Below are 21,145 nucleotides of genomic sequence, written 5' to 3' on the forward strand. Positions count from 1 at the left end.
GCGGGACAGACCTGGCGGCACCGCGTGCGGTGCCGCCAGGTCCCGGTCCCCTCAGCCGAGCTGGTAGGCCCGGACGATGGTCTGGTCCAACCGGTTCCCGTCCGCGTCGGTGGCGCGGGACCGCAGCGAGATGTACCCGTCGCGCGGGTGTCGCACGGTCACCGACCAGTGGTCGTGGTCCCGGTGGACGTCGGCCCGCTGCCAGGTCGCGCCGTCGTCGTAGGACACGTCCACCGACAGCGATGTGATCCGGGCCGGCCCGTCCTGGCGCTCCACGTACGCGGGGAACGAGAACCGCCGGTTGCCCGGTGCCCGGTTGTGCACGTCCACGTCCAGGTCGAACCGGGTGGTCAGCATCGGCAGTGCCTTGCCCTCACCAGCCGACGAGGAGTGGAACGCCCACTCCGCGGTGACCGCCGTGGACAGTGACCACGTCGCGTCGGACTGCCTGACGTCGGCCACCACCCGGTACGCCGAGTCCCCGTCCGGCACCGGGTACTCGGCGAAGTCGTACACCGGACCCGTGCCGAGCGCCACGCCGTCCCGGTACACCGCGACCGAGCCGGTGGTGTCGCTGAACGCGTCGACCATCCGCGGCCGGCCCGCCGCGTCCCCGTACATCGGCACCTTGACGTTGATCCGCCCGTCGTGGCGCCACGACCAGGGATGCATCTCCTCGGGGATGAAGTTCTTCGTCGTGCCGCGCAGGGACGGACCGACGACCGCCTTGTTCCAGGCCACCCGGGTGGGCGGCCGGTGCGCGGCGAGCGTCACGGTGTCGTCCGAGAGGTACAGCCCGGTGGCCGCTGTCAGGTCCCACTCGGTCGGGGTGAAGTACTCCACCCGTTCCCGGCCACCGGTCGTGTGCGCGAAGTACCCGGTGCCGACGTAGCGGCCGAACAGCTTGCCGAACGCGACGAAGCTGGCCGTGTTCGGCGCGTTGTCGTGGTAGGCGGCACGCATGGTGGCCAGGTCCCGGGTTCTCGGCCGGTAGACGACCGGCGCGGTGACCTGCCGGTCGACGCCGTGGACCAGCTCGTAACGCAGGTCCGTGGCCGCCCGGCTGGCGTAGTCGACCGTGGTCTCGCCCTTCTTGACCAGCTCGGTCAGCCGGTCCACGGTGCCGCTCTGGGAGCCGTAGAAGGTCGGCACCGGCTCGCCCTCCACGGGGTCGCCCGGCGGCAGCGGCGTGGCACCGTCGTCGATGAACCGGAACATGGCCAGCCTGCCGCCCGCCTTCGCGATGGCGACGCCACGCCGCAGCCACTCCTCCCGCCCGACGTTCGGGTCGAACTCGACCACCACGAGCTTGCCGGTGGCGTCGATCCGGGCGAGGTCCGCCGGCGTGCCGGAACCGCCGTAGACGGCCGTGAGGGGCCCCTCCTCGGGCGGCGGCGTGCCGAAGAGCGCCTGGAGGTTGACGTCGAACGGCTGCCCGTCGTTCGCCACCATCTCCAGGTCCGGCTCGGTGGCCCGGCGGGCGACGCCGAGCGCGTAGGCGTCCGACGCCGTGCCCGGCAGGGTCGCCGCGAACAGCGGCTCGAACCGCGCGTCGACATCGGTGTAGAACGCGTACAGGCAGTCGCAGGCCTCGACCCGGGACATGACGAACAGCGAGTGCGTCCCGCCGCGGGCGTCCGGGTTGTCCGGCTCCGCGATGACCGGCTGGCCGATCCGCGCGTCGAACACCTGGCTGACGTCCCGGTCCAGGTTCAGCTCGGGATGGCTGATCGTCGTGAACGACGACTCCTGACCCGGCGCCGCGGTGACGATCGTGGCGTGCACGGCGTACCGGCCGCGGGGCAACGAGACCGTCTGGCCCGTCGGGACGTAGTAGGAGTCGCCGGACGCCAGGTCGACGACGAACGCGATCGAGCGGAAGTCGCCGGTGGTCTCGGTGCCGTCTCGGTCCACCAGGGTCGGCGTGAACGAGAACCGCTGCTCCTGCTGGTACACCGAGATCGCGGTGCGGGTCCGGACCGCGCCCGCGGCGTCGGTGGCGACGAGCACCCCGGAGTAGGTGCCGGTGTGGCCGTCCTGGCCGGTGACGACCAGGTCGAGCGGCACGCTGCCGCCGGCCGGCACGGTCACGCCGTCCGACGCCAGCGCGACCAGTCCGGCCGGGGCCGGCCGGCCCCGGCCGTCGACCAGGTCGGCCGTCAGCGCCAGGGTGACCGGCGCGTCGCCGGAGTTGGTCCAGGTGACCGTCCGGCGCTCCTGAGACCCGGTGTTCGGCCAGGGCAGGTACGCCGACACCGCGGCGGTGGCGACGACCGGGGACGAGGTCGCCCGGTCCACGTCCAGCCGGCCGGCGCCGACCCGGTACACACCGGCGCCGGCGACCTCGTGCGCGCTGCTGACGAGTGCCGACTTCAGCGTGGAGCCCGTCCAGTCCGGGTGCTGCTGGGCCAGGATCGCCGCCGCGCCGGCCACGTGCGGGGTCGCCATCGAGGTGCCGTCGAGCTGCTGGTAGCCGTCGCCGACCGGCTCACCCAGCGGCGGCACGCCGGCGGGAGCCGCCGCCACGATGCCGCCGCCCGGCGCGCTGATCTCCGGCTTGGCCGCCCCGTCCCCGAACCGTGGGCCACGGCTGGAGAAGTCGCTCGGCACGTCCTTCTTGGACACGCTGCCGACGGTGAGCGCGTCGTCCGCGGCCCCCGGGGAGCTCACCGACCAGTCGCGCCCGGCGTTGCCGGCGGCGATCACGAACAACGTCCCGTACTGGCGGGACAGCGTGTTCACCGCGGCCGACATCGGGTCCTGGCCGTCGGGGGCCTCGTTGCTGCCCAGGCTCATGTTGACGACCTTCGCACCGGACTCCGCGGCCGCCCACCGCATCCCGGCGAGCACGCTGTCGTCGGTGCCGTAGCCGCTGTCGTCGAGCACCTTGCCGACCGCGAGCGTGACGTCCGGCGCCACGCCGCGGTACTTCCCGGCCGACGCGGCGCCGGTGCCGGTGATGATCGACGCGACGTGCGTGCCGTGCCCGTGCCCGTCCTCGATCCCGCCGGTCCCGGTGAAGTCCTCGCCGAGGGCGACCTTGCCGGCCAGGTCCGGGTGGTCGGTGTCGATCCCGGTGTCCAGCACGGCGACCCGCACCCCGGCCCCGGTCAGCCCGCGCTGCCAGGCCGCCGGCGCGCCGACCTGCGGCACGCTCTGGTCGAGGGTGGCCCGGACCCGCTTGTTCAGCCAGATCTTGCGCACGCCGCCGGCACCGCGGGCGGTGGGCGCGGTCAGCCGGGCGTAGAGGGAGGTCCCGCTGTCCTTGTCCTGGTCCAGCGCGGTCAGGTTCAGCTCCGGCAGCGCCCGGCGGACCGTCACGCCGGCCGGGACCGCGGCGCGCGCCTGGGCACGGGCGTCGGCGTACTGGACCAGCAGCGGCACCGCCGCGGTGTGCGCGTCGTCGTAGCCCTGCCGGATCAGGCCGGTGACGTTGAACAGCTCGCGGTCCAGCGTGCCGTTGCCCACGAGCAGGGCGGCGTCGCCGGGCACGACGTACCGGTCACCGTGCTGCCAGTAGTCCTGGAACGGCACCGCGTGACCACGCGGGGCCGGCTCGACCCGCAGGGGCGCCGAGGGGCCGCTCCCCCACAGCTCCACCCGGTCGCCGCTGACCAGGGTGACCGAGACCGCCTCGCCCCGGCCGGCGGTGGCGTCCGGGGCGGCCACCGCCCCCGGCGCCACGCTCGCGACCACACTCGCGGCCAGCGCGGCCGTCAGCACGGCCACCGCCGCACCACGCCACAATCTCCGTCGCCCCACCACATCTCCTCCCAGTCGGGAAATCCTTCCCTCCAGTAGGACTGGGCGGCGGCGATCTTCGTTTACCTCCCACGCCGAGACAGGACCGGATTGGGCCATCCGGTCCAGCGTCGGGCGAGATGGTCAGGCGTGGTGGGCGGGCGTGGTGGTCGGGCGTGGTGGGCGGGTCGGGTGGTCGGGTCAGAGCCGCCGGACGCCGTCGAGCACCGTCTGCAAAAGGCGCAGGTCGGGGCCGCCCGCCGAGGCCCCCCGGCCCGACGGCGGCGCGCGGAAGATCAGGTAGCCGCCCTCGATCAGGTCGCCGATCAGGATCTTCGTGACCGCGAGCGGGAGGGACATCCGCGCCGAGATCTCGGCCACCGAGACCGGCCGGCCGCACAGCGCGACGATGCCGGCGTGGTCGTGTCCCAGCCGCTCGACGCCCCTGTCCCGGCGCGCGGCCACGACCAGCGTGATCAGGTCGAGGTCGCGCCAGTTGCTCGTGGTGCGGCCGCGGGTCACCGCGAATGGCCGCACCAGCGGGCCGGCCGCCTCGTCGAACCAGGCCTGCCGCGGCTCGGTCATGACGACGACGGATCCACCTGCGGCTCGAACAAGCCGCGCCGCTTGTGCGTGCTCAGCAGCTCCCCGAGACGGTTCACGGTCTGGTTCATCTCGTACGCGACCGTGCCGAGGCTCGCGCCCGCGTCGCTCAGCAACGCGAGGCAGGCGTTGTCCCCGGCGGAGGTCACGAACAGCACGGCACGCTCGAGCTCGACCACGGTCTGCAGCATGTCCCCGCCGCTGAAGCGCAGCCCGGCACTGCGCGCCAGGCTCTGCAACGCCGACGACATCGCGCTGAAGTGCTCGGCGTCCTCGACGCTGATCGACGACGACTGGCCGAGCAGCAACCCGTCGGTGGACAGGACGACCGCGTACCGGACCTTCGCCAGCCGCTTGACCAGGTCGTCGAGGAGCCAGTCCAGCGGGGAGGAGTTGGCAGTCACCGCGGCCCTTCTCGTTCGTCGTCGTTGTTCGCACCCGAGGCCAGCCGGCCCAGGCGGGTCCCGGACTCGATCTCGGCGAACATGTCCCGCGCCTGTTCGGCCGAGCGTGCCTGCCGCGGGACCGCCGGCGCCGGGTCGGGGCGCGGCGGGTCCGCCAGCCCCGGCGCGAGGTTCTCCTGCCGGTGCCGTTTCGGCAGCGTCGGACGCCCGGCCGTGGGTTGGGGGTCCTGCCACGTGGCGGGCACCGGCGCCGCGGGGGCCGCCGGCTGCCGCGGCGCGGACCGGGGCTCGGGCGCCTGCGCGGGTAGCGGGTCGACCGGCTCCACGGACGGCCACGGCTCCGGCCGGCGCCGGGTGCGTCCGTTGGCGGGGGCCGGCCGGGGCGCCGCCACGGCGACACCGCCCGCGAACGAGCCGACGGCGGTCGGCGGCGCGTTGTCCGCGATCAGGCCGAGGGGGATCAGGACGATCGCGCGGACGCCGCCATAGTCGGAGTCCCTCAGCTTGACCGTCACCCCGTTGCGCGCGGCGATCCGGCTGACCACCAGCAGTCCCATGCGCGAGTCGCTGGACAGGTTGGCCAGGCTCAGCGGCGGTGGTTCCGCGAGCGTCTGGTTGGCCTGCGCGAGCTGTTCTCCGGACATGCCGAGGCCCTGGTCGACGACCTCGACGACCGCGCCCTTGCCGACCACGTTGCTCGTGACGTCCACCCTGGACTCCGGCGGCGAGTTGGACGTCGCGTTGTCCACCAGCTCCGCGATCAGGTGGATGAGGTCGGCGACCACGCTGCCGACGACCGCCACCCCGGCCATGTGTCCGTCGTGGACACGGGCGTAGTCCTCGGTCTCCGAGACCGCGCTGCGCACCACGTCGACGAGCGGCACCGGGACGCGCCACTGCCGGCCGGGCTGCTCGCCGCCGAGGATGATCAGGTTCTCCGCGTTGCGCCGGGCGCGGGTGGACAGGTGGTCCAGCTCGAAGAGCACGGCCAGCCGGTCCGGGTCCTCCTCGGCGTGCTCGGCCCTGTCGAGCACCTCCAGCTGCCGGTGCACGACGACCTGGCTGCGGTAGGCGATGTTCAGGAACAGCGCGTTGACCCCGTCGCGGGTGCGCGCCTCCTCGACCGCCGCCGACACGGCCGCCGACTCGGCCCGGTTGAACGCGTCGGCGACGTCGCCGATCTCGTCCGCGCCGAACTCGAGCGGCACCATCTCGGTGGTGACGTCCACGTCGTCGCCGTTGCGCAGCCGCGTCATGATGCGGGGCAGGTGCTCGTCCGCCACCGCGAGCGACTCGGCCCGCAGGCGTCTCAACCGCCTGATGAGCCGGCCGGAGATCCGCAGGGTGAACAGCGCCGCGAGCAGCACGCCGACGAGCAGCGCACCGCCGGCGACCAACCACCACGTCGCGGTCCGCTCGGCCTTGTCCCTGGCCGTGTCGATGACGGACGCGTAGTGGTCGTGGTACAGGTCGAGCAGCTCGTCGTTGACCGAGGTCGCGGCCGCCTGCCAGTCCGCGGCGCGCACCGGCAGCGGCGGGCCGCCGCCGGCCGGCAGCCCGCGCGTGATGATCGCCGTCTCCATCGTGGACAGGGTCCGCCACGGCTCGCTCTTCTCCAGCGCCGCGACCCGACGCTGCTCGGCCGAGGACAGCGCGGGCAGCAGGGCGGTGAGCCGGTCGTGGTAGGAACCGACCTGCTGTGCGTAGTCACGCAGCTGCGCCACGTTCATCCGGCCGACCACCGCGGCCGCGAGCGCGTTCCCCCGCGACAGCGCCTCGACCACGTCGACGAGCTCGACCGCGACCCCGGTGCCCGCAACGGCCTGCGCGTCCGGCAGGGCGTTCGCCACGCTGCGCGTCCCGACGAGCACGAGGTCGAGGATCGAGTTGTAGAACCGGTAGACCTGGTCCGCGGGCGCCACCCCGGCGTCGACGCCCTGGCGGATCTGCGTGAACACCTTGGCCAGCTGGTCGGCCCGCTGGGACACGCCCTTGGTACTCGGTGCGATCTCCTCGATGGTGTCCTGGGCCTGCCACAGCTCGGGCGAGGAGATCACCTTGTCGACGGCCGACCTGGCCTCGCCCAGGCCGGCCGTGGCGGCGCGGTCACCGGAGAGGACCAGCAGGCTGGACCGGCGTTCCTCCTGCAGGGCCTCCACGAACCGGATGGTCGGCGTTGTCGCGGACTCGAGCTGGGAGACCTGGTCCCGCAGCCTGAACGCCTCCACCGCGAGGTACGCGGACGCGCCGACGCCGACCGCGACGAGGATGACGGTCGGCACCAGCGCGATGGACAGAATGCGTGCTCGCACACCGAGCCGGAACCCGCTCACGGGACTGGACGTCCGTCGGCAGGCTCCCGCCGGCGCTCAACCGGAGTCCCCAGCGCCGCCGGGTCGGCCAACGGGTGGCTCCGCACCTCCCGGCCGCCATGCTCCATCACGCACCGTCTCTTCGCCATTCGGTGAACGGGAATGCGAGTCAACCTGTCCCGCACAATCCAAGTCAAGCGTCTGATCCACCTGATCCGGAATTTTCTCGCGGGGCAACCAATAGTGAAAAGATCGCGACGGAACGGGGTTCCGGCAAACTACTCGATGGTAATAAGAATGAGCGCAATGCATATTGCAACGTTCTTCTTGCCCGACAATGCCGCGGTGCGTGGACCGGCGCCGGACACGGCGGATCTTCCCGCCTTTTCCTGGTTCGCGCGGGGAAATCCGGCTCTCCCTTGGCCGGTTTCGGTCGGGTGCGGGGAAAGTCCGGCCGCCGTCGGCGAGATGTCCCAGGCGGACGATGGTTCGGCCATCGCCACCGCCATCGCCATCGCCACCGCGATCCCGCGGGGCCGTACCGGCGCCAGCACCGACCCGACGACGTCGACCGTGGCCGACAACGGCCGCCGGCACGCTGACCGGACCCGCGTGTCCCCCACGCCATCGCGCTGGCACTATCACGGCATGGAACGCGTGCTCGGCATCGGTGGGTACTTCATCCGTGCATCGGACCCGGCGGCCCTCGGCGCCTGGTACCGGGACTGTCTCGGCCTCGACGCCGATGAGAACGGCCTGTGGCGGCAGGAGACGGGCCCCACCGTCTTCGCGCCGTTCGAGGAGGGGACCGACTACTTCGGTTCCCCTGCCCAGCAGACCATGCTCAACCTCCGGGTCCGCGACCTCGACGCCATGCTCGCCCAGCTCCGCGACAAGGGCGCCGACGTGGCCGACGAGACCCAGGACATGGACGGCGTCGGCCGCTTCGGCTGGGTCACCGACCCCGAGGGCAACCGCGTCGAGCTGTGGCAGTCCGCCTAGCCGCGCCAACGGACACGCGACGGCATCCGGGCGGGTGCCGGCCATGATCGTCAATAGGATGGCCGGCATGGCCATCGCTCGCTTGCCCCTCATCGTCATCGACTGTCCCGATCCTGGCGCGCTCGCCAGGTTCTACGGCGCGATGCTGGACTGGCAGGTCGACGCCTCCACCGACCGGGCCTCGGCCTGCGGCGAGAACGGCCAGTGCATCTCCTTCCACCGGGTCGACGACTACACGCCGCCGGTGTGGCCGTCCCAGGAGCGGCCCCAGCAGATGCACCTCGACGTGATCGTCGACGACCTCGACGCCGCCGGGGCGGCGGTGGTCGATCTCGGTGCGACCAGGCATCCGGACCAACCCGGGACGTCCTACCAGGTCTTCCTGGACCCGGCCGGTCACCCCTTCTGCCTGTGTCTCCACTGATCCGCGACGGGCGCCACGGCGCGCCCGCCCGGCCGCTCAGGGCGTCTGGTCGCCGCGCAGGTAGCGGGTCACCATGGCGACCAGCTCGTTCTCGAACGTCTCGACGGGCACGGTCCGCGGCGCGGCCATGAACTTGTGGGTGTTCATCTCGACGGTGAACAGGATGATGTCCGCGGCGACGTCGGGGTCGCCGACGCGGCTGTCGGGGTGGCGGGCGACGACGTCGCGGACCTGGGCCGTGCGTAGCTTCGTGTGCCGGTCGATCGTGTCGATCAGCTCCTGGGAGACCGGCGCCTCCTCGATCATCACCCGGAGCAGCTGGGGATCGTCGCTGTGGTTGTCGATCGCGTCGCGGATGAGGGCCCGGACGGTCGCCTCCAGCGTGCCGGGTGAGAGGTCGAGGTCGGCGGCCTCGGTCCAGGTACCGCGGTCGATGTGCTGGATCAGCAGCTCGGCGAGGATGGCGTCCTTGTTCGGGAAGTACTGGTACAGCGAGCCGATGGAGATGCGGGCCCGCTCGGCGATGCGGTTGGTGGTGCCGGCGGCGTAGCCGTGCTCGGCGAAAACGTGAGCAGCCGCGGTGAGGATGCGCTCGCGCGTCAGCTCGGCCCGCACCTGGCGGGGCTTGCGACGTGGCTCCAAGCGGCGGTGCGCCGGTGGCATCCCGGTCCTCCTCGGTGGTACGCGAAAGCGAGTAGCAAATACCTGAGCTAATGCTCATAATAATGCTATGAGCTGGGAAAACAAGAGTGCGGTCGAGAACAGGCCGCACCGCTTGACGACCGTGGACGAGGTGGAGGCGACCCTGGGGCGGCCGCCGTCGATGGTCATGATGAAGCAGATCAGCGCCCTCGACGAGGGCTGCCGGACCGTCCTCGCGCACTGCCCGCTCGCGGGCTTCGGCTACCGCGACGCCGGCGGCGGGCGCCACACGACGTTCATCGGCGGCAGGGCCGGATTCGTCCGCGTCCACTCCCCCACGCGCATCTCGTTCATCCTGCCCGACGGCGAGGCGCACGGCCCGGTGTCGTTCGTCTTCCTCCTGCCGGGTGTCGGGGAGACGTTGCGCCTCAACGGTTCCGTGGCCAGGCGGAAGGGCGCCGAGACGTTCGTCGACGTCCAGGAGGCGTACGTGCACTGCGCGCAGGCCGTCATCCGCTCGCGCCTGTGGCTGCCGCCCGTGCCCGCCGAGCCGGCGCCCGAGGTCGAGGGCGAGGGACCGCTGCGCGGACCTGGCGTCGCGGACTTCCTCGCCGCCGCACCGTTTCTCGCGCTGTCCACCTGGGACGGTGCGGGTGGTGGCGACACCAGCCCGCGCGGGGACCGGCAGGCCGTCGCGCGGATCCTCGACGGCCGCACGCTGCTGATCCCGGACCGCAAGGGCAACAAGCGCGGGGACAGCCTCCACAACCTCCTCCAGGACGACCGGCTCTCGTTCGCCGCGCTCGTGCCGGGCCGGACCGGCGTGCTGCACGTCAGCGGCCGGGGCTCGATTACCGACGATCCCGCGTTGCTGGCGACGATGGCCCTGCGCGGGACGCCCCCGCACGCGGCGCTGCTCATCGACGTCGAACACGCCGAGGTGACCGCCAGCGACGCCCTGGCACGCGCGCGGGTGTGGACCCCCGCCGCACATCTCCAGCGCGGCACGGCGCCCGACCTGATGGCCATGGCCGGGGACCACCTCGCCGCGAACATGGCCGAGGCCGAGAAGGGCCTGCTCGCCCGCGTTCTCAAGATCATCGGGGGGATCCCGGGGATCAGCCGGGTGATGCGGCTGGTGATGAACCGCGCCTACCGGTCCGGCCTCCAGAAGGAGGGCTACGAGGACGTCGAGGTCGACGCACGGCGCGGACGTCCCGCCGTCGAGCCCGCGGCGGCGAACCCGTTGCGGGAGGTGCGGATCGCCGAGGTCCGCCGGGAGACCCCCAGCACGGTCACCCTCGTGCTGGCGGACGCCGAACAGCCGGGTTCCTTCGACTTCCGGCCCGGGCAGTTCTTCACGCTCGTCACGGACATCGCGGGGCGTCCCGTGCGGCGGGCCTACTCCGCGTCGTCGGCGCCCGGGGCGTCGCGGCTGGAGGTCACGGTCAAGCGGGTCGAGGGCGGCCGTTTCTCGACCCACGTCCACCGGAACCTGCGTGCCGGGGACCGGCTGTCGGTGCGTGGCCCGTCGGGTTCGTTCCACGCCGACCCGGCGGCGGCGCACGACGTCGTCCTGATCGCCGCGGGCAGTGGTGTCACCCCGATGATGAGCATCATCCGCACCCAGCGGGCGGGCGGGCGGATCGCACTGCTCTACAGCAACAGCACCGAGGAGGAGGTCATCTTCGGCGACGAGCTCCGCAGGCTGGAGAAGGAGACCCCGGAGCGGCTGTCGGTCACGCACGTCCTGACCCGGCGGCACGGACGGCTCGACGCCGCGGGAGTACGCGACTGGCTGACCGGGCTGCGTCCGCCGGAGGACGCCCGCTACTACCTGTGCGGGCCCGAGGGGCTGATGGAAACGGTGCGGGACGTGCTGACCGAGCGCGGGGTGCCGGACGAGCGCGTGCACCGCGAGCGCTACGTCAGTGGAGACGTGACCGCCACGGCCACCGTGCCGCGGGAGATGGTCGTCGAGGACGGGGCGCACGAGGTCGGCTCGGTGGTGGTCGAGCCCGGCCAGACGCTGCTCGACGCCGGACTGGCGGCGGGCCTGCCGATGCCGTACTCGTGCACGGTCGGCAACTGCGGGGACTGCATGGTGCGGCTCCGTGCCGGGGAGGTCGCGATGAACGGGCCGAACTGCCTGACGCCACAGCAAAAGGCCGACGGCTACATCCTGACGTGCGTCGGCTGCCCGATGTCCAGGGTCACCCTGGACATCGGGCAGCCGTGACCGCGGGTCGCCCCTGACGAAGGCCGTGCGCGGCTCACCGGTCGTGCCGGGGTGGCCGCTCCGCCCGGTTGTCGCCGGGTTCGGCGAGGGTCCTGGCATCGTCGACCTGACGGATCAGGTCGTCGCGGACCTCGTTGAGGGCCGCCGCCAGCTCCCGCTCCATCGACGTGGACACCAGGTGCAGCCGAGGAGTCCGGTCGATCCAGCACTCCAGGGTGACCCGCTGGCCGGCGCGACGCCGTTCCCTGAGGCTGATCGCCAGGTCGATCCGGGTGTCCTGGAACGACCGTAGCCTCGACCCGAGCTCCGCCAGCCGCCGGATGACCCACTCACGCTCGCACGACAGGAACCCCGTGGCGAGGTGCAGCCGTTCGGCGATGACGTTCGACTCCTGCCGGGGCACGTTCATGTCCGGACGCCTCTCTGGTGCTGGCCACGCCCGGCCGCGACGTGGCCGGGCGGCGGTGCCACTACCGGTCGGACGGCGTCGCGATGTAGGTCAGCGAGTCCAGCAGGTGGCCACCGTCGTCGCGAAGCTCGACCCGCACCTGGTTTCCCGCCGTGACACCCAGCTCCGCCGGGCGCCGTTCGCATCCCGGCGTCAGCCGGAACACGACCGTGGGCTCCTCCAGTAGCAGGCGGTCGTTCTCGGTCGTTCGGTACGACATGGTTCGTTTCATCGGCGGTCTCCCGTCCTGCTCATCGTGACGACCGGAGTGGACGGTCCACTCCGGTCAGTTTCGCTGCCTGCGGATCCGGCGACGCAGCTGGGCGATGCGCGCGGTGCCGAGCATCAGGGTGAGTAGCACCGAGCCGACGGCGGCGATCAGCAACGCGAGGGCCAGCGGCGTGGTGGCGGTCATCCACAGGAACGAGACCTCGGTACTGCGGGTGTTCTGCGCGAGAAAGATGATCAGCAGCACCGCGAGAAGCGCGGCCGCGACGAGCGCCACCCATGCCGCCCCGGTACGCGTGGCCGTCACCCGGACGGGGGACGAGACCTGCTGGGTGGGCGGCTCCGGCGGCGTCGGCGTGCCGACACCGTCGTCGGTGGCGGCATAGGGGGAACGGGGCGGAACCTGGTCGGTGGACTCACGACTGGTACGAGGGACGGACATGACTCGCCGTACTCCAGAGGTCTGAGCCGGAAAGGCCTGGGCACCTCGGGATGGGATGTCGTCGTGTCCCGGCCATACCCAGCCTACGCGCCGGCGAACCGTCCCGCGCGGGGAGACGTGCCGGGGCGCCGGTCCCGACCTCACGAACGGGGTCCAGGGCAGACCGGATCCGCGCCCGCTCCGGCGTGTGGATCACCGGAGCGGGCGCGGCATCCGTCGGGTCAGCGGCGGCGGCCCTTGCGGCCGCCGGCCGAGAACGCGGCTATCCCGGCGGTCTTCGGCGTGGCCGCCGTCGCGGCGGCCGGCTTCGCGGACTGGGAGCGGGTGCGGGTGTTCTTGGCACGCTTGGGGTTGGCTCTGCCCGGCCGGCCCTGCCGGTCGGAGCGGCCCTGCCGGTCCTGCCGGTCGGCGCGGTCGCTCGGCGCGGGTTTCGCGCTCGCGCTCGGGGCGACGTAGGTGCGCTCGCCCGGCGCGAGCTGGGTGAGCAGCGGGTGGCCGGGGCGCAGGCGGGTGACGGTGGCGGTGATGCCGGCCTTGCGCGTGAGGTCGCGGACGTCGGCGACCTGCGTGTCGGTCATCAGGGTGACGACGGTGCCGGACGCTCCCGCTCGCGCGGTGCGGCCCGAGCGGTGCAGATATGCCTTGTGCTCCATCGGCGGGTCGGCGTGGATCACCAGCGCGACGTCGTCGACATGGATGCCGCGGGCGGCGATGTCCGTGGCCACGAGGGTGGCCGCGCTGCCTCCGGCGAAGGCGAGGAGGTTGCGTGTGCGTGCCGACTGACCGAGGTTGCCGTGCAGCTCCACGGCGGGCACGCCCTCGGCGACGAGCTGGCGGGTCAGCCGCGTGGCGCCCCGCTTGGTGCGGGTGAACACCAGCGTCCGCCCCGGCGCCGCGGTCAGGTCGACCAGGACCGGAAGCCGGGCCGCCGGCTGGACGTGCAACACGTGGTGTGTCATGGCGGCGACCGGCGACGAGACCGAGTCGACACTGTGCGTCACGGGGTTGTGCAGGAAACGCCGGACCAGGACGTCGACCCCGGCGTCGAGCGTGGCCGAGAACAGCAGTCGCTGACCGTCGGGCGGGGTCTGGTTCAGCAGCCGGGTGACCTCTGGCAGGAAGCCGAGGTCGGCCATGTGGTCGGCCTCGTCCAGCACGGTGATCTCGACCGCGTCGAGCTGCGCGTGACCGGACGCGATGTGGTCGGCCAGCCGGCCGGGGCAGGCGATCAGCACGTCGACCCCGGCGTTCAGGCCGGAGATCTGCGGGCCCGGGCGAACGCCGCCGTAGACCGTCATGCTGCGCAGGGACAGCGCCTTGGCGAGCGGGGCGAGCGACGCCTGGATCTGGCTGGCCAGCTCCCGGGTGGGGGCCAGGATCAGTGCCCGTGGCCGCCCGGGACGACGCGGCGCGGCACTGGCGGCGAGCCTGGCGAGCACGGGCAGCACGAACGCGTAGGTCTTGCCGGACCCGGTCCGCCCGCGGCCGAGCACGTCCCGGCCGGCCAACGAGTCGGGCAGCGTCGCCGCCTGGATGGGGAACGGGTTGTCGATGCCCTGGGTCGTCAGGGCCGTGACCAGCTTGGCTGGCACCCCCAACTGGGCGAAGGCCGGTGAGTCGTCGGCCGTGGACAGGGAAGCGTGAAGAGGGCGGCGGGCCGCCATGAGCACTCCGAAACGTTGATGGGTCGTCCTGCCCGGCGCAGATCCATGTGGACCGCGGCGCGTGGTGGTCGACAAAGAGAACGTGGCCCGAGGCAGAACTGAGCGGGCCACTGTGGTCAGTCTACACACACCCCCGCCCACACGTCGCCGGCCCCCTCCGGCGACGACGGAAGCACTCGTCGGCGTGCTCGGACTCCCCCGTGCGCCGGCAGGGTCGTGCTACTGTCCGGCCAGCAGTCGCCGTTCACCATCACCGACGCCAGCTATTCCCTCCGACGTCCTGGCTCGAGCGTTCGCCAAGAGATCGAACTGCCGCCACGTCGCGGGTCGACACTCCTCCCGACACGGCCGGCCGGCCGGCCCACGAGCGGCCACGGCCGCCCGTCCACGTGGCGACTGTCTACTGTGGAGGTTCGCGAGTTGATATCGTTCGTCTGGTCGCCGGGAAACCCCCTGCCCGCGGGCACCGGTGGCTCCGAGAACTACACCGTCGGCCAGGTACGAGAACTGACACGACGCGGGATATCCGCACAGGTGGTCACGGTCGCGGTCGGCCGCGACGACGGCAGGGACGGGTTCCCCGGCGTCCCTTTTCTTTCCCTGCCAACACTCGCCGAGATCGGCGACCTCGACGGCACCGTCGTCTTCGTCAACGAGCCGCATCAGGTCCCGACCAGGAACCCGGCCTTCCTGATACTGCACAACCCGCCCCCCATCCGGGAGCGGGAGCGGGCGTTCGCCGTCGCGGGCACCAGGGTTCTCGCACTCATCGCCACCAGCCGGTACGCCGCCGCGCTGTGGGCGAGCTACCTGGACGTCGACGTCGCGACCATCGACGTCGTGTACCCGTTCGCCGAGCCGTGCTTCGCCACGCGGTCCCGGCCCGGCCGGCCGCCAGGGCGGACACGGGTCCTGTTCGCGGGCAGGCTCAGCCCGGAGAAGGGCGTCTACACCCTGTTGGCGGCCCTGCACATCGACCTCATCGAGCAGGACGCCGACCTCACGTTCACCGCGACGACCGCCGGCGCGGACAAGCCGCAGGGCAGGATCATCGAGCGCCTGCTCGGCGAGCACCCGGCGATCTCCGTGGTCGGCGCGCGCCGGACGCCGGCCGCGATGGCGGCGCTGATGGCCGACCACGACATCGTGGTGATGCCGTCCAACAGCCAGTACTGGCACGAGACCTTCGGCATCGTCTCGATCGAGGCCCAGCACTCGGGCTGTTGGGTGATCGCCTCCAACGACGGCGGGCTGCCCGAGACCGACTGCGGCGGGGTGCTGCTCGTCGACCCGGACAACGCCGAGGCGCTCGCCTGGGGCATCCGCGCCGCCATCGCCAGCGGACCGTTCCCCCTCGCCGGCAGGCGACGCGCCGGCACCATGTTCACCGTCGCACAGTCCGTGGACACGCTCCTCGCGGTGTTCACCCGGCCACGGGCGATCCCGCCGGCCACCATCGTCCGGCGACTCGAGGAACTGGTCCTCGCGCCGTCGGCAGAACAACCGCACAGCACTAGGGTATGGTGAGCCGTACGAACCGACGCGGTGGACGTTCGGCGCCCCGCGCAGGTTCTCACGCCACCCCAGACCCTGGTGTCGAGTTCGACGCATCCAGAAAGCGGTGGCATACGTGACGTCTCTCGACACTTCGACGACGGTCGGCAGCCGAGATTACGCCGAACTCTCCCAGATGGTCCGGCAGGCGGGTTTGCTCCGCCGCCGGTACGGCTACTACGCCGTGAAGATCACCCTCAACGTCGTCGCCTTCGTCGGCGGCTGGCTCGCGTTCTTCCACGTCGGCGACTCGTGGTGGCAGCTGTTCCTCGCCGTGTTCTTCGCCGTGATGTTCGGCCAGCTGTCGTTCATCGGCCACGACGCGGGACACAAGCAGATCTTCCGCAACGGGCGGGCGAACGACATCATCGGCCTGTGGCACGGCGGGATGGTCGGCCTCAGCTACGGCTCCTGGATGGCGCAGCACACCCAACACCACGCCAATCCCAACCACGAGGACGACGACCCCGACATCCACATTCCCGCCATCGCCTTCACCACCGAGCAGGCCGCCGAACGACGCGGCTTCTTCCGCTGGATGGCCAAGTACCAGGCCTACCTGTTCTTCCCGCTCCTCCTGCTCGAAGGCTTCAGCCTGCACATCTCCAGCGTGAAAGCCTTGCTGAGCAAGGATCTTCGGTCCCGCAGGATGGAGATCCTCCTGGTGGTAGGGCATTTCGCGGCCTACCTGACAGCGGTGTTCCTCGTGCTCTCACCGCTGACCGGCATCATCTTCATCCTGGTGCACCAGTGTCTCTGGGGTGTCTACATGGGATGCTCGTTCGCGCCGGGACACAAGGGGATGCCCACCATCGCCGCCGGCCGCAAGCTCGACTTCCTGCGCAGGCAGGTGCTCACGACCCGCAACGTCCGCGGCGGCGTGTGGGTCGACTTCACCCTGGGTGCGTTGAACTACCAGGTCGAGCACCACCTCTTCCCGAGCATGCCGCGGCCGAACCTTCGCCTCGCTCAACCGATCGTGCGTGCGTTCTGCGGCGAGAAGAACATCGAGTACTCCGAGTGCGGGTGGCTGCGCACCTACGGGTACGTGTTGCAGCACCTCCACGCCGTCGGCGCACCGCTGCGGCTGGCCGACAAGTAGCGAAACATCGACGGGAGGGCCGATATGACATCGGTCCCGCAAGCACATCCCAAGGTCCAGCACACGCTCCGGTTGCGACTCAAGCCCAAGGGCCCGGCCACCGGCTACGTCGACGGCGCCTGGTGGCCGAGATCCGGTGATCTCACCGCCGAGCTACCCGATCTGGCCGAGGTCCTCGCCGTCCGGTTGGGCCGGGTCGTACGGGTCGCGTACGCACTGTCCTCGTGGGATCCGGCGCCCCGCCGGGTCGAGGTCGACGGCGGCCGGACCCGCCTGGAGGGGTTCACCTACCAGGACAAGGACATCGTCCACGTGACCGGGTCGAACGGCGGCCGGATCAGCCTGCTGGTCGTCCCACCCGAGACGGCGGAACCAGCGGCCCACGACGCCATGATGACCGCGGCACACCGCGACAACGCGGACCGGCCGGCGGACATCCTCGACGTCGGCGGCATCCCCGTGCCGCGACAGGTCAGCGAGTCCGCCGCGCAGCGGTGGGAGAGCGAAGGCGGTCCGGCGCACCAGCACGACTGAACCGCCGGCCGATGGCCGACACGGGCGCGCCTCCCGCACGGGGGGCGCGCCCGCGGCGTCCGTCAGCCGGTGGTGCAGGTGCTTCCGTTGAGGGTGAACGACGTTGGTGCGGTGTTGGTGCCGGAGAACGTGCCGTTGAACCCGATCTGGGTGGCGCCGCCCGGCGCGAGTGTGCGGTTGTAGTCCAGGTTCACGGCCGTCACGTTCGCGCTACCGGACGCCTGCGCCCAGGTCGCACCCCAGCCGGGCAACGACACCCGCTGCCCGGACGGGAAGGCGAACGCCAACGTCCACCCGTCGACGGTGGCGGTGCCGGTGTTGGTGATGGTGACGCCTCCCGTGAAACCGTTGCCACCACCCCAGTTCGACGCCGCGTAGTTCACCCGGCAGGCACCGCCGCCACCACCGGACTGCGTGGTCACCGAGACCGTGCCGGAGCTCGCCGAGAAGTTCGGCACGGCGTCGCGCGCCCGCACGTTGTAGCGGTAGGTGGTCGCGGCGGCGAGACCGGTGTTGGTGAACGTGGTTCCCGCCGAGGTGCCCACGAGCGCGAACGTGCCACCGCTCGCGCCGGTCGCCCGGTAGATCTCGTAGCCGGTCACGCCGACGTTGTCGGTCGACGCGGCCCAGCTCAGGGTCACCCCGCCGGCCGTCACGCCCGACGCGGTCGGGGTGCCCGGCGTGGTCGGCGCCTGCGTGTCGCCACCACCACCGCCGTAGATGGTGGCCTCCCGCGAGGTCTGCCGGATTCCGTTGACGCCGTTGAGGATCCGCTCGCCCCACGCGGTGAGGCTGGCCGGGTCGAAGTTGAGCGTCATGTCGAGGGCGCCGTCGGAGTTGCCGCTCCACGACCATCCGATGTAGCCGATGCCGCGTTGCTGCGCCTGGGACATCATGGTGTCCTCGTCGGGGTCCCCGCCGGGGAACACGTTGCCGAACTCGCCGATCACCAGCGGCAGTCCCGCGGTGCGGAACGCGTCGAGGTAGGAGATGACCGAGTCCGCGGTGCTGTAGACGGCGTACATGTGGATGGAGAACACGGTGTTGCGGTCCGGGTCGCTGTTGAACACCGTCGCCGCGTTGTCCCGCATGACGTTCTGCCAGTCCTGGCCCCAGCTCGGCGCGTCGACCATGATCAGGTGGTCGAGCCCGGCGGCCCGCAGCCGGCCGATCGCGTTGCTGGTCGCCGCCGCCCAGGTGGCGTTGACCTGTGCGTTATTGCCGAACGGCTCGTTGCCGATGTTGATGACGACGTAGCTTTCCTGACCCTGCAGCACACTCGCCTGGCTGATCCAGTAGGACGCCGCCTGGTCGAGGGTCGCGGCCGCGCCCTCCTCGCCGTAACCGGTGGTGTCGTGCACCTCGAGCACGCAGATCAGCCGGTTCTGCCGGCACAGGGCGATGACGTTCGCGACGTCGGTGCTCGGCCCCCACCGCTGGCCGCTGCCGAGCACCACCCGAACCGTGTTGGTGCCGAACGACTTGATGTCGGCGAACGAGCCGGTCTGGTTCTGGAACCAGACGTGCGGGTGGCTCACCCCGCGCATGACGAAGTTGTTGCCGTTGGCCTCGAGAATCCTCGTGCCACTGACATGCAGCCCGACGGCCGCGGCTGCCGGCTGGACGAACACCAGCAGCGAGGTGAGCAACGCGAGCACGACGGCACCCGCGAAGGTGGTTCTTCTCATGACGAATCAACCCTCCATCGACACGGTGGGGCCCAGCGACAACCCGGTCCGGTCGGGACACCCGCTCAGTTTGGGAGCGCTCCCAGTCTGGGTTCTGGAACGGCCGCAGTCAACGTCGCGCGCGGTCGACCACACCGGCAGCTGGCAACTGGCATCACCGGTTGGTCCTTCCGGGCGGCCCGGACCGTGACCTAGCGTGACTGGCATGACGCGTCGAGGTGTGGTGGTCGCCGGGCTGGTCGGGGTGCTGTCGGGGCTGCTGGTCGTGCCGGCGTCGGCGGCCGTCCCCGCGTTCGCCGTCGCGGACGGGGTGACCCAGCCGATCCACTCGCTCGCCGACGCGGTGCGCGAGACCGTGTGGGTGGACATCGGCCTGGACCTGGACGCCGACGGGGTCGGTGACCGGGTGGCCACCGACATCATCCGGCCGGCGGTCGCCGAGCCGGTGCCGGTGATCATCGACGCCAGCCCGTACTACGCGACCTCCGGCCGCGGCAACGAGAGCGAGCGCAAGTCCTACGACTCGGCCGGCGCGCCGGTCAAGTTCCCGCTGTTCTACGACAACTACTTCGTGCCGCGCGGCTACGCGGTCGCGCTGGTCGACTTCAGCGGGTCGTCCCGCTCCACCGGCTGCATGGACACCGGCGGCCGGTCCGAGGTGGCGTCGGGCAGGGCCGTCATCGACTGGCTGAACGGCCGGGCCACCGGCTACTCCGCGGCCGCCGGCGGTTCGGTGGTGAGCGCGACCTGGTCCACCGGCTCGGCCGCGATGATCGGCAAGTCCTGGGATGGCAGCATCACCCAGGGCGTGGCGGCCACCGGGGTGGAGGGGCTGCGCACGATCGTGCCGATCTCGGCGATCAGCTCCTGGTACGACTGGTTCCGGTCCGACGGCGTGTCGTTCAACGGCTTCGGCACGCCCACCAGCCTGGCCTCGGGCTTCGAGAACGCCAACGCGAAGTCCCGGTGCGGGGCCGTGCGGTCCGAGATGACCGCGGGCGCCCCGGCCAACGGCGACTACACCGCGATGTGGCAGCAGCGGGACTACGTGCGCGGTGCCGCGAACGTGCGGGCGGCGGTGTTCTCCGTCAACGGGCGCGCCGACCTGAACGTCAAGCCGGTGAACTGGGGTCAGTGGCTGGACGCGCTGCCGGCGTCGGTGCCACGCAAGCTGTGGCTGTCCCAGACCGGGCACGTCGACCCGTTCGACTACCGGCGCGCCACCTGGGTGGACACCCTGCACCGCTGGTTCGACCGCTGGCTGCTCGGCATCCAGAACGGGATCGAGAACGAGCCGCGGGTGTCGGTCGAGCGCGCCGTGGACCAGTGGAGCGACACCGCCGCCTGGCCGCCGGCCGGCACGCGGACACAGACCCTGTACCCGGTGGCCGGTTCGACGGCGGGCGTGGGCACGCTGCGGACCACGGCCGGCGCGGCGGCGAGCTCCTCCTTCACCGACAACGGTTCCGGGACCCCGGCGAGCTATGTCGCCACCCCCACCGCCACCTCGACCCGCCGGGTGGTCTACAGCACCGGCCCGCTGACCACCGACCTGCGGGTGGCCGGCGTCTCCCGGATCACGGTGGCCGCGACCCCGTCGACGTCCACCGCGCACCTGTCCGCCTACCTCGTCGACTACGGCACGGCGACGGTCAGGAGCACTACCGGCGAGGGCATCCGGACGCTGACCACCGAGTCGTGCTGGGGCGAGGACCGGCCCGGCGACGACGCCTGCTACCGCGACACGGCGGCCACCACGACCACGGTGGACGCCCAGGTCATCGCCCGCGGCTGGGCCGACCTCGCCAACTACGCCTCGCTCAGCACCCCGCGCACGCTCACGCCGGGCACCAGGTACACCATGACCTTCCGACTGTCCACAGCGGACTGGACGGTGCCCGCCGGGCACCGGCTGGCACTCGTGATCGCCGGCACCGACAGCAGCATGACCACGACCCCGGCACAGCTCCCCAGGGTGACGATCGCCCTTGCCGAGACCTCGGTACAGCTCCCGCTGCTGGGCACCGTGCCGGCGGCCCGGTCGGCGGCCGGGCCGCCGACCGCCCGGATCCAGCCGGACACCGTGCCGGGCCGCCTGGACGGCTGACCGGTCACCGT

At 71.7% G+C, this 21,145-nt stretch carries 17 protein-coding genes; 7 read left to right on the plus strand and 10 right to left on the minus strand.

The window, feature by feature from the left end; all coding sequences use genetic code 11:
* Positions 1 to 51: 51 nt before the first annotated feature.
* The 4 genes from VET29_RS17300 to VET29_RS17315 form a co-directional block, all read right to left on the minus strand.
* Complete coding sequence (locus VET29_RS17300; protein WP_324921394.1) at positions 52 to 3,762, minus strand: S8 family peptidase; 3,711 nt, start codon at positions 3,760 to 3,762, stop codon at positions 52 to 54.
* 180 nt (positions 3,763 to 3,942) lie between these two features.
* Positions 3,943 to 4,326, minus strand: coding sequence for a DUF742 domain-containing protein (locus tag VET29_RS17305; RefSeq protein ID WP_324921396.1), 384 nt, complete (start codon positions 4,324 to 4,326; stop codon positions 3,943 to 3,945).
* Positions 4,323 to 4,748 carry a roadblock/LC7 domain-containing protein gene (locus VET29_RS17310; RefSeq protein WP_324921398.1) on the minus strand — a complete coding sequence of 142 codons (426 nt, stop codon included), beginning with the start codon at positions 4,746 to 4,748 and terminating at the stop codon, positions 4,323 to 4,325. Before VET29_RS17310 ends, VET29_RS17305 begins: the two co-directional genes overlap by 4 nt.
* Positions 4,745 to 7,060: a nitrate- and nitrite sensing domain-containing protein gene (locus VET29_RS17315; protein ID WP_324921400.1), complete on the minus strand. Its 2,316-nt coding sequence runs from the start codon at positions 7,058 to 7,060 to the stop codon at positions 4,745 to 4,747. The genes VET29_RS17310 and VET29_RS17315 overlap by 4 nt, the downstream gene beginning before the upstream one ends.
* A gap of 468 nt (positions 7,061 to 7,528) precedes the next feature.
* On the opposite strand from VET29_RS17315, the gene VET29_RS17320 reads away from it, so the two are divergent.
* Together VET29_RS17320 and VET29_RS17325 are read left to right on the plus strand one after the other, a co-directional pair.
* On the plus strand, positions 7,529 to 8,062 hold the full coding sequence (locus tag VET29_RS17320; RefSeq protein ID WP_324921402.1) for a VOC family protein: 534 nt from the start codon (positions 7,529 to 7,531) through the stop codon (positions 8,060 to 8,062).
* Between the two features lie 67 nt (positions 8,063 to 8,129).
* Positions 8,130 to 8,486: a VOC family protein gene (locus VET29_RS17325; protein ID WP_324921404.1), complete on the plus strand. Its 357-nt coding sequence runs from the start codon at positions 8,130 to 8,132 to the stop codon at positions 8,484 to 8,486.
* Between the two features lie 36 nt (positions 8,487 to 8,522).
* On the opposite strand, the gene VET29_RS17330 is transcribed toward VET29_RS17325, so the two are convergent.
* On the minus strand, positions 8,523 to 9,149 hold the full coding sequence (locus VET29_RS17330) for a TetR/AcrR family transcriptional regulator (RefSeq protein WP_324921406.1): 627 nt from the start codon (positions 9,147 to 9,149) through the stop codon (positions 8,523 to 8,525).
* A 67-nt stretch (positions 9,150 to 9,216) separates the two neighbouring features.
* Between VET29_RS17330 and VET29_RS17335 the strand changes: the two genes are divergently transcribed.
* Positions 9,217 to 11,367, plus strand: a complete 2,151-nt coding sequence (locus tag VET29_RS17335) for a 2Fe-2S iron-sulfur cluster-binding protein (protein WP_324921408.1) — start codon at positions 9,217 to 9,219, stop codon at positions 11,365 to 11,367.
* Positions 11,368 to 11,401: 34 nt separating this feature from the next.
* Here VET29_RS17335 and VET29_RS17340 read toward each other — a convergent pair whose 3' ends face one another.
* The 4 genes from VET29_RS17340 to VET29_RS17355 form a co-directional block, all read right to left on the minus strand.
* On the minus strand, positions 11,402 to 11,776 hold the full coding sequence (locus VET29_RS17340) for an HPF/RaiA family ribosome-associated protein (RefSeq protein WP_324921410.1): 375 nt from the start codon (positions 11,774 to 11,776) through the stop codon (positions 11,402 to 11,404).
* Between the two features lie 61 nt (positions 11,777 to 11,837).
* Positions 11,838 to 12,047 (minus strand): hypothetical protein, encoded by a 210-nt coding sequence (locus VET29_RS17345; protein ID WP_324921412.1) that lies wholly within the window; start codon positions 12,045 to 12,047, stop codon positions 11,838 to 11,840.
* 54 nt (positions 12,048 to 12,101) lie between these two features.
* The gene (locus tag VET29_RS17350) at positions 12,102 to 12,485 is read right to left on the minus strand and encodes a lipopolysaccharide assembly protein LapA domain-containing protein (RefSeq protein WP_324921414.1); all 384 of its coding nucleotides are present in this window, start codon (positions 12,483 to 12,485) and stop codon (positions 12,102 to 12,104) included.
* 221 nt (positions 12,486 to 12,706) lie between these two features.
* Complete coding sequence (locus VET29_RS17355) at positions 12,707 to 14,149, minus strand: DEAD/DEAH box helicase (RefSeq protein WP_324921416.1); 1,443 nt, start codon at positions 14,147 to 14,149, stop codon at positions 12,707 to 12,709.
* A 420-nt stretch (positions 14,150 to 14,569) separates the two neighbouring features.
* Here VET29_RS17355 and VET29_RS17360 point away from each other — a divergent pair, with 420 nt between their 5' ends.
* From VET29_RS17360 to VET29_RS17370, 3 genes are all read left to right on the plus strand, one after another.
* Positions 14,570 to 15,676 carry a glycosyltransferase family 4 protein gene (locus VET29_RS17360; RefSeq protein ID WP_324921418.1) on the plus strand — a complete coding sequence of 369 codons (1,107 nt, stop codon included), beginning with the start codon at positions 14,570 to 14,572 and terminating at the stop codon, positions 15,674 to 15,676.
* Between the two features lie 103 nt (positions 15,677 to 15,779).
* A complete protein-coding gene (locus VET29_RS17365) occupies positions 15,780 to 16,805 on the plus strand; it encodes a fatty acid desaturase family protein (protein ID WP_414636519.1) in 1,026 nt (341 codons plus the stop codon).
* 24 nt (positions 16,806 to 16,829) lie between these two features.
* Positions 16,830 to 17,339 (plus strand): DUF5994 family protein, encoded by a 510-nt coding sequence (locus VET29_RS17370; RefSeq protein WP_324921420.1) that lies wholly within the window; start codon positions 16,830 to 16,832, stop codon positions 17,337 to 17,339.
* A gap of 62 nt (positions 17,340 to 17,401) precedes the next feature.
* Here the strand turns inward: VET29_RS17370 and VET29_RS17375 are convergent, their stop codons facing one another.
* Positions 17,402 to 19,027 carry a cellulase family glycosylhydrolase gene (locus VET29_RS17375; protein WP_324921422.1) on the minus strand — a complete coding sequence of 542 codons (1,626 nt, stop codon included), beginning with the start codon at positions 19,025 to 19,027 and terminating at the stop codon, positions 17,402 to 17,404.
* 205 nt (positions 19,028 to 19,232) lie between these two features.
* Between VET29_RS17375 and VET29_RS17380 the strand changes: the two genes are divergently transcribed.
* Entirely contained in the window at positions 19,233 to 21,134 is a 1,902-nt protein-coding gene (locus tag VET29_RS17380) for a Xaa-Pro dipeptidyl-peptidase (protein ID WP_324921424.1), read from the plus strand.
* Positions 21,135 to 21,145 lie beyond the last annotated feature (11 nt).

It is taken from the genome of Actinophytocola sp., from assembly GCF_035634895.1.
Lineage (GTDB): Bacteria > Actinomycetota > Actinomycetes > Mycobacteriales > Pseudonocardiaceae > Actinophytocola.

Bases quoted from the DNA above. Each gene is read 5' to 3' on its own strand.
- VET29_RS17375 (WP_324921422.1), bottom strand. From the start codon at position 19,027: ATGAGAAGAACCACCTTCGCGGGTGCCGTCGTGCTCGCGTTGCTCACC.
- VET29_RS17330 (WP_324921406.1), bottom strand. From the start codon at position 9,149: ATGCCACCGGCGCACCGCCGCTTGGAGCCACGTCGCAAGCCCCGCCAG.
- VET29_RS17355 (WP_324921416.1), bottom strand. From the start codon at position 14,149: ATGGCGGCCCGCCGCCCTCTTCACGCTTCCCTGTCCACGGCCGACGAC.
- VET29_RS17320 (WP_324921402.1), top strand. From the start codon at position 7,529: ATGTCCCAGGCGGACGATGGTTCGGCCATCGCCACCGCCATCGCCATC.
- VET29_RS17340 (WP_324921410.1), bottom strand. From the start codon at position 11,776: ATGAACGTGCCCCGGCAGGAGTCGAACGTCATCGCCGAACGGCTGCAC.
- VET29_RS17335 (WP_324921408.1), top strand. From the start codon at position 9,217: ATGAGCTGGGAAAACAAGAGTGCGGTCGAGAACAGGCCGCACCGCTTG.
- VET29_RS17370 (WP_324921420.1), top strand. From the start codon at position 16,830: ATGACATCGGTCCCGCAAGCACATCCCAAGGTCCAGCACACGCTCCGG.
- VET29_RS17325 (WP_324921404.1), top strand. From the start codon at position 8,130: ATGGCCATCGCTCGCTTGCCCCTCATCGTCATCGACTGTCCCGATCCT.
- VET29_RS17345 (WP_324921412.1), bottom strand. From the start codon at position 12,047: ATGAAACGAACCATGTCGTACCGAACGACCGAGAACGACCGCCTGCTA.
- VET29_RS17350 (WP_324921414.1), bottom strand. From the start codon at position 12,485: ATGTCCGTCCCTCGTACCAGTCGTGAGTCCACCGACCAGGTTCCGCCC.
- VET29_RS17305 (WP_324921396.1), bottom strand. From the start codon at position 4,326: ATGACCGAGCCGCGGCAGGCCTGGTTCGACGAGGCGGCCGGCCCGCTG.
- VET29_RS17380 (WP_324921424.1), top strand. From the start codon at position 19,233: ATGACGCGTCGAGGTGTGGTGGTCGCCGGGCTGGTCGGGGTGCTGTCG.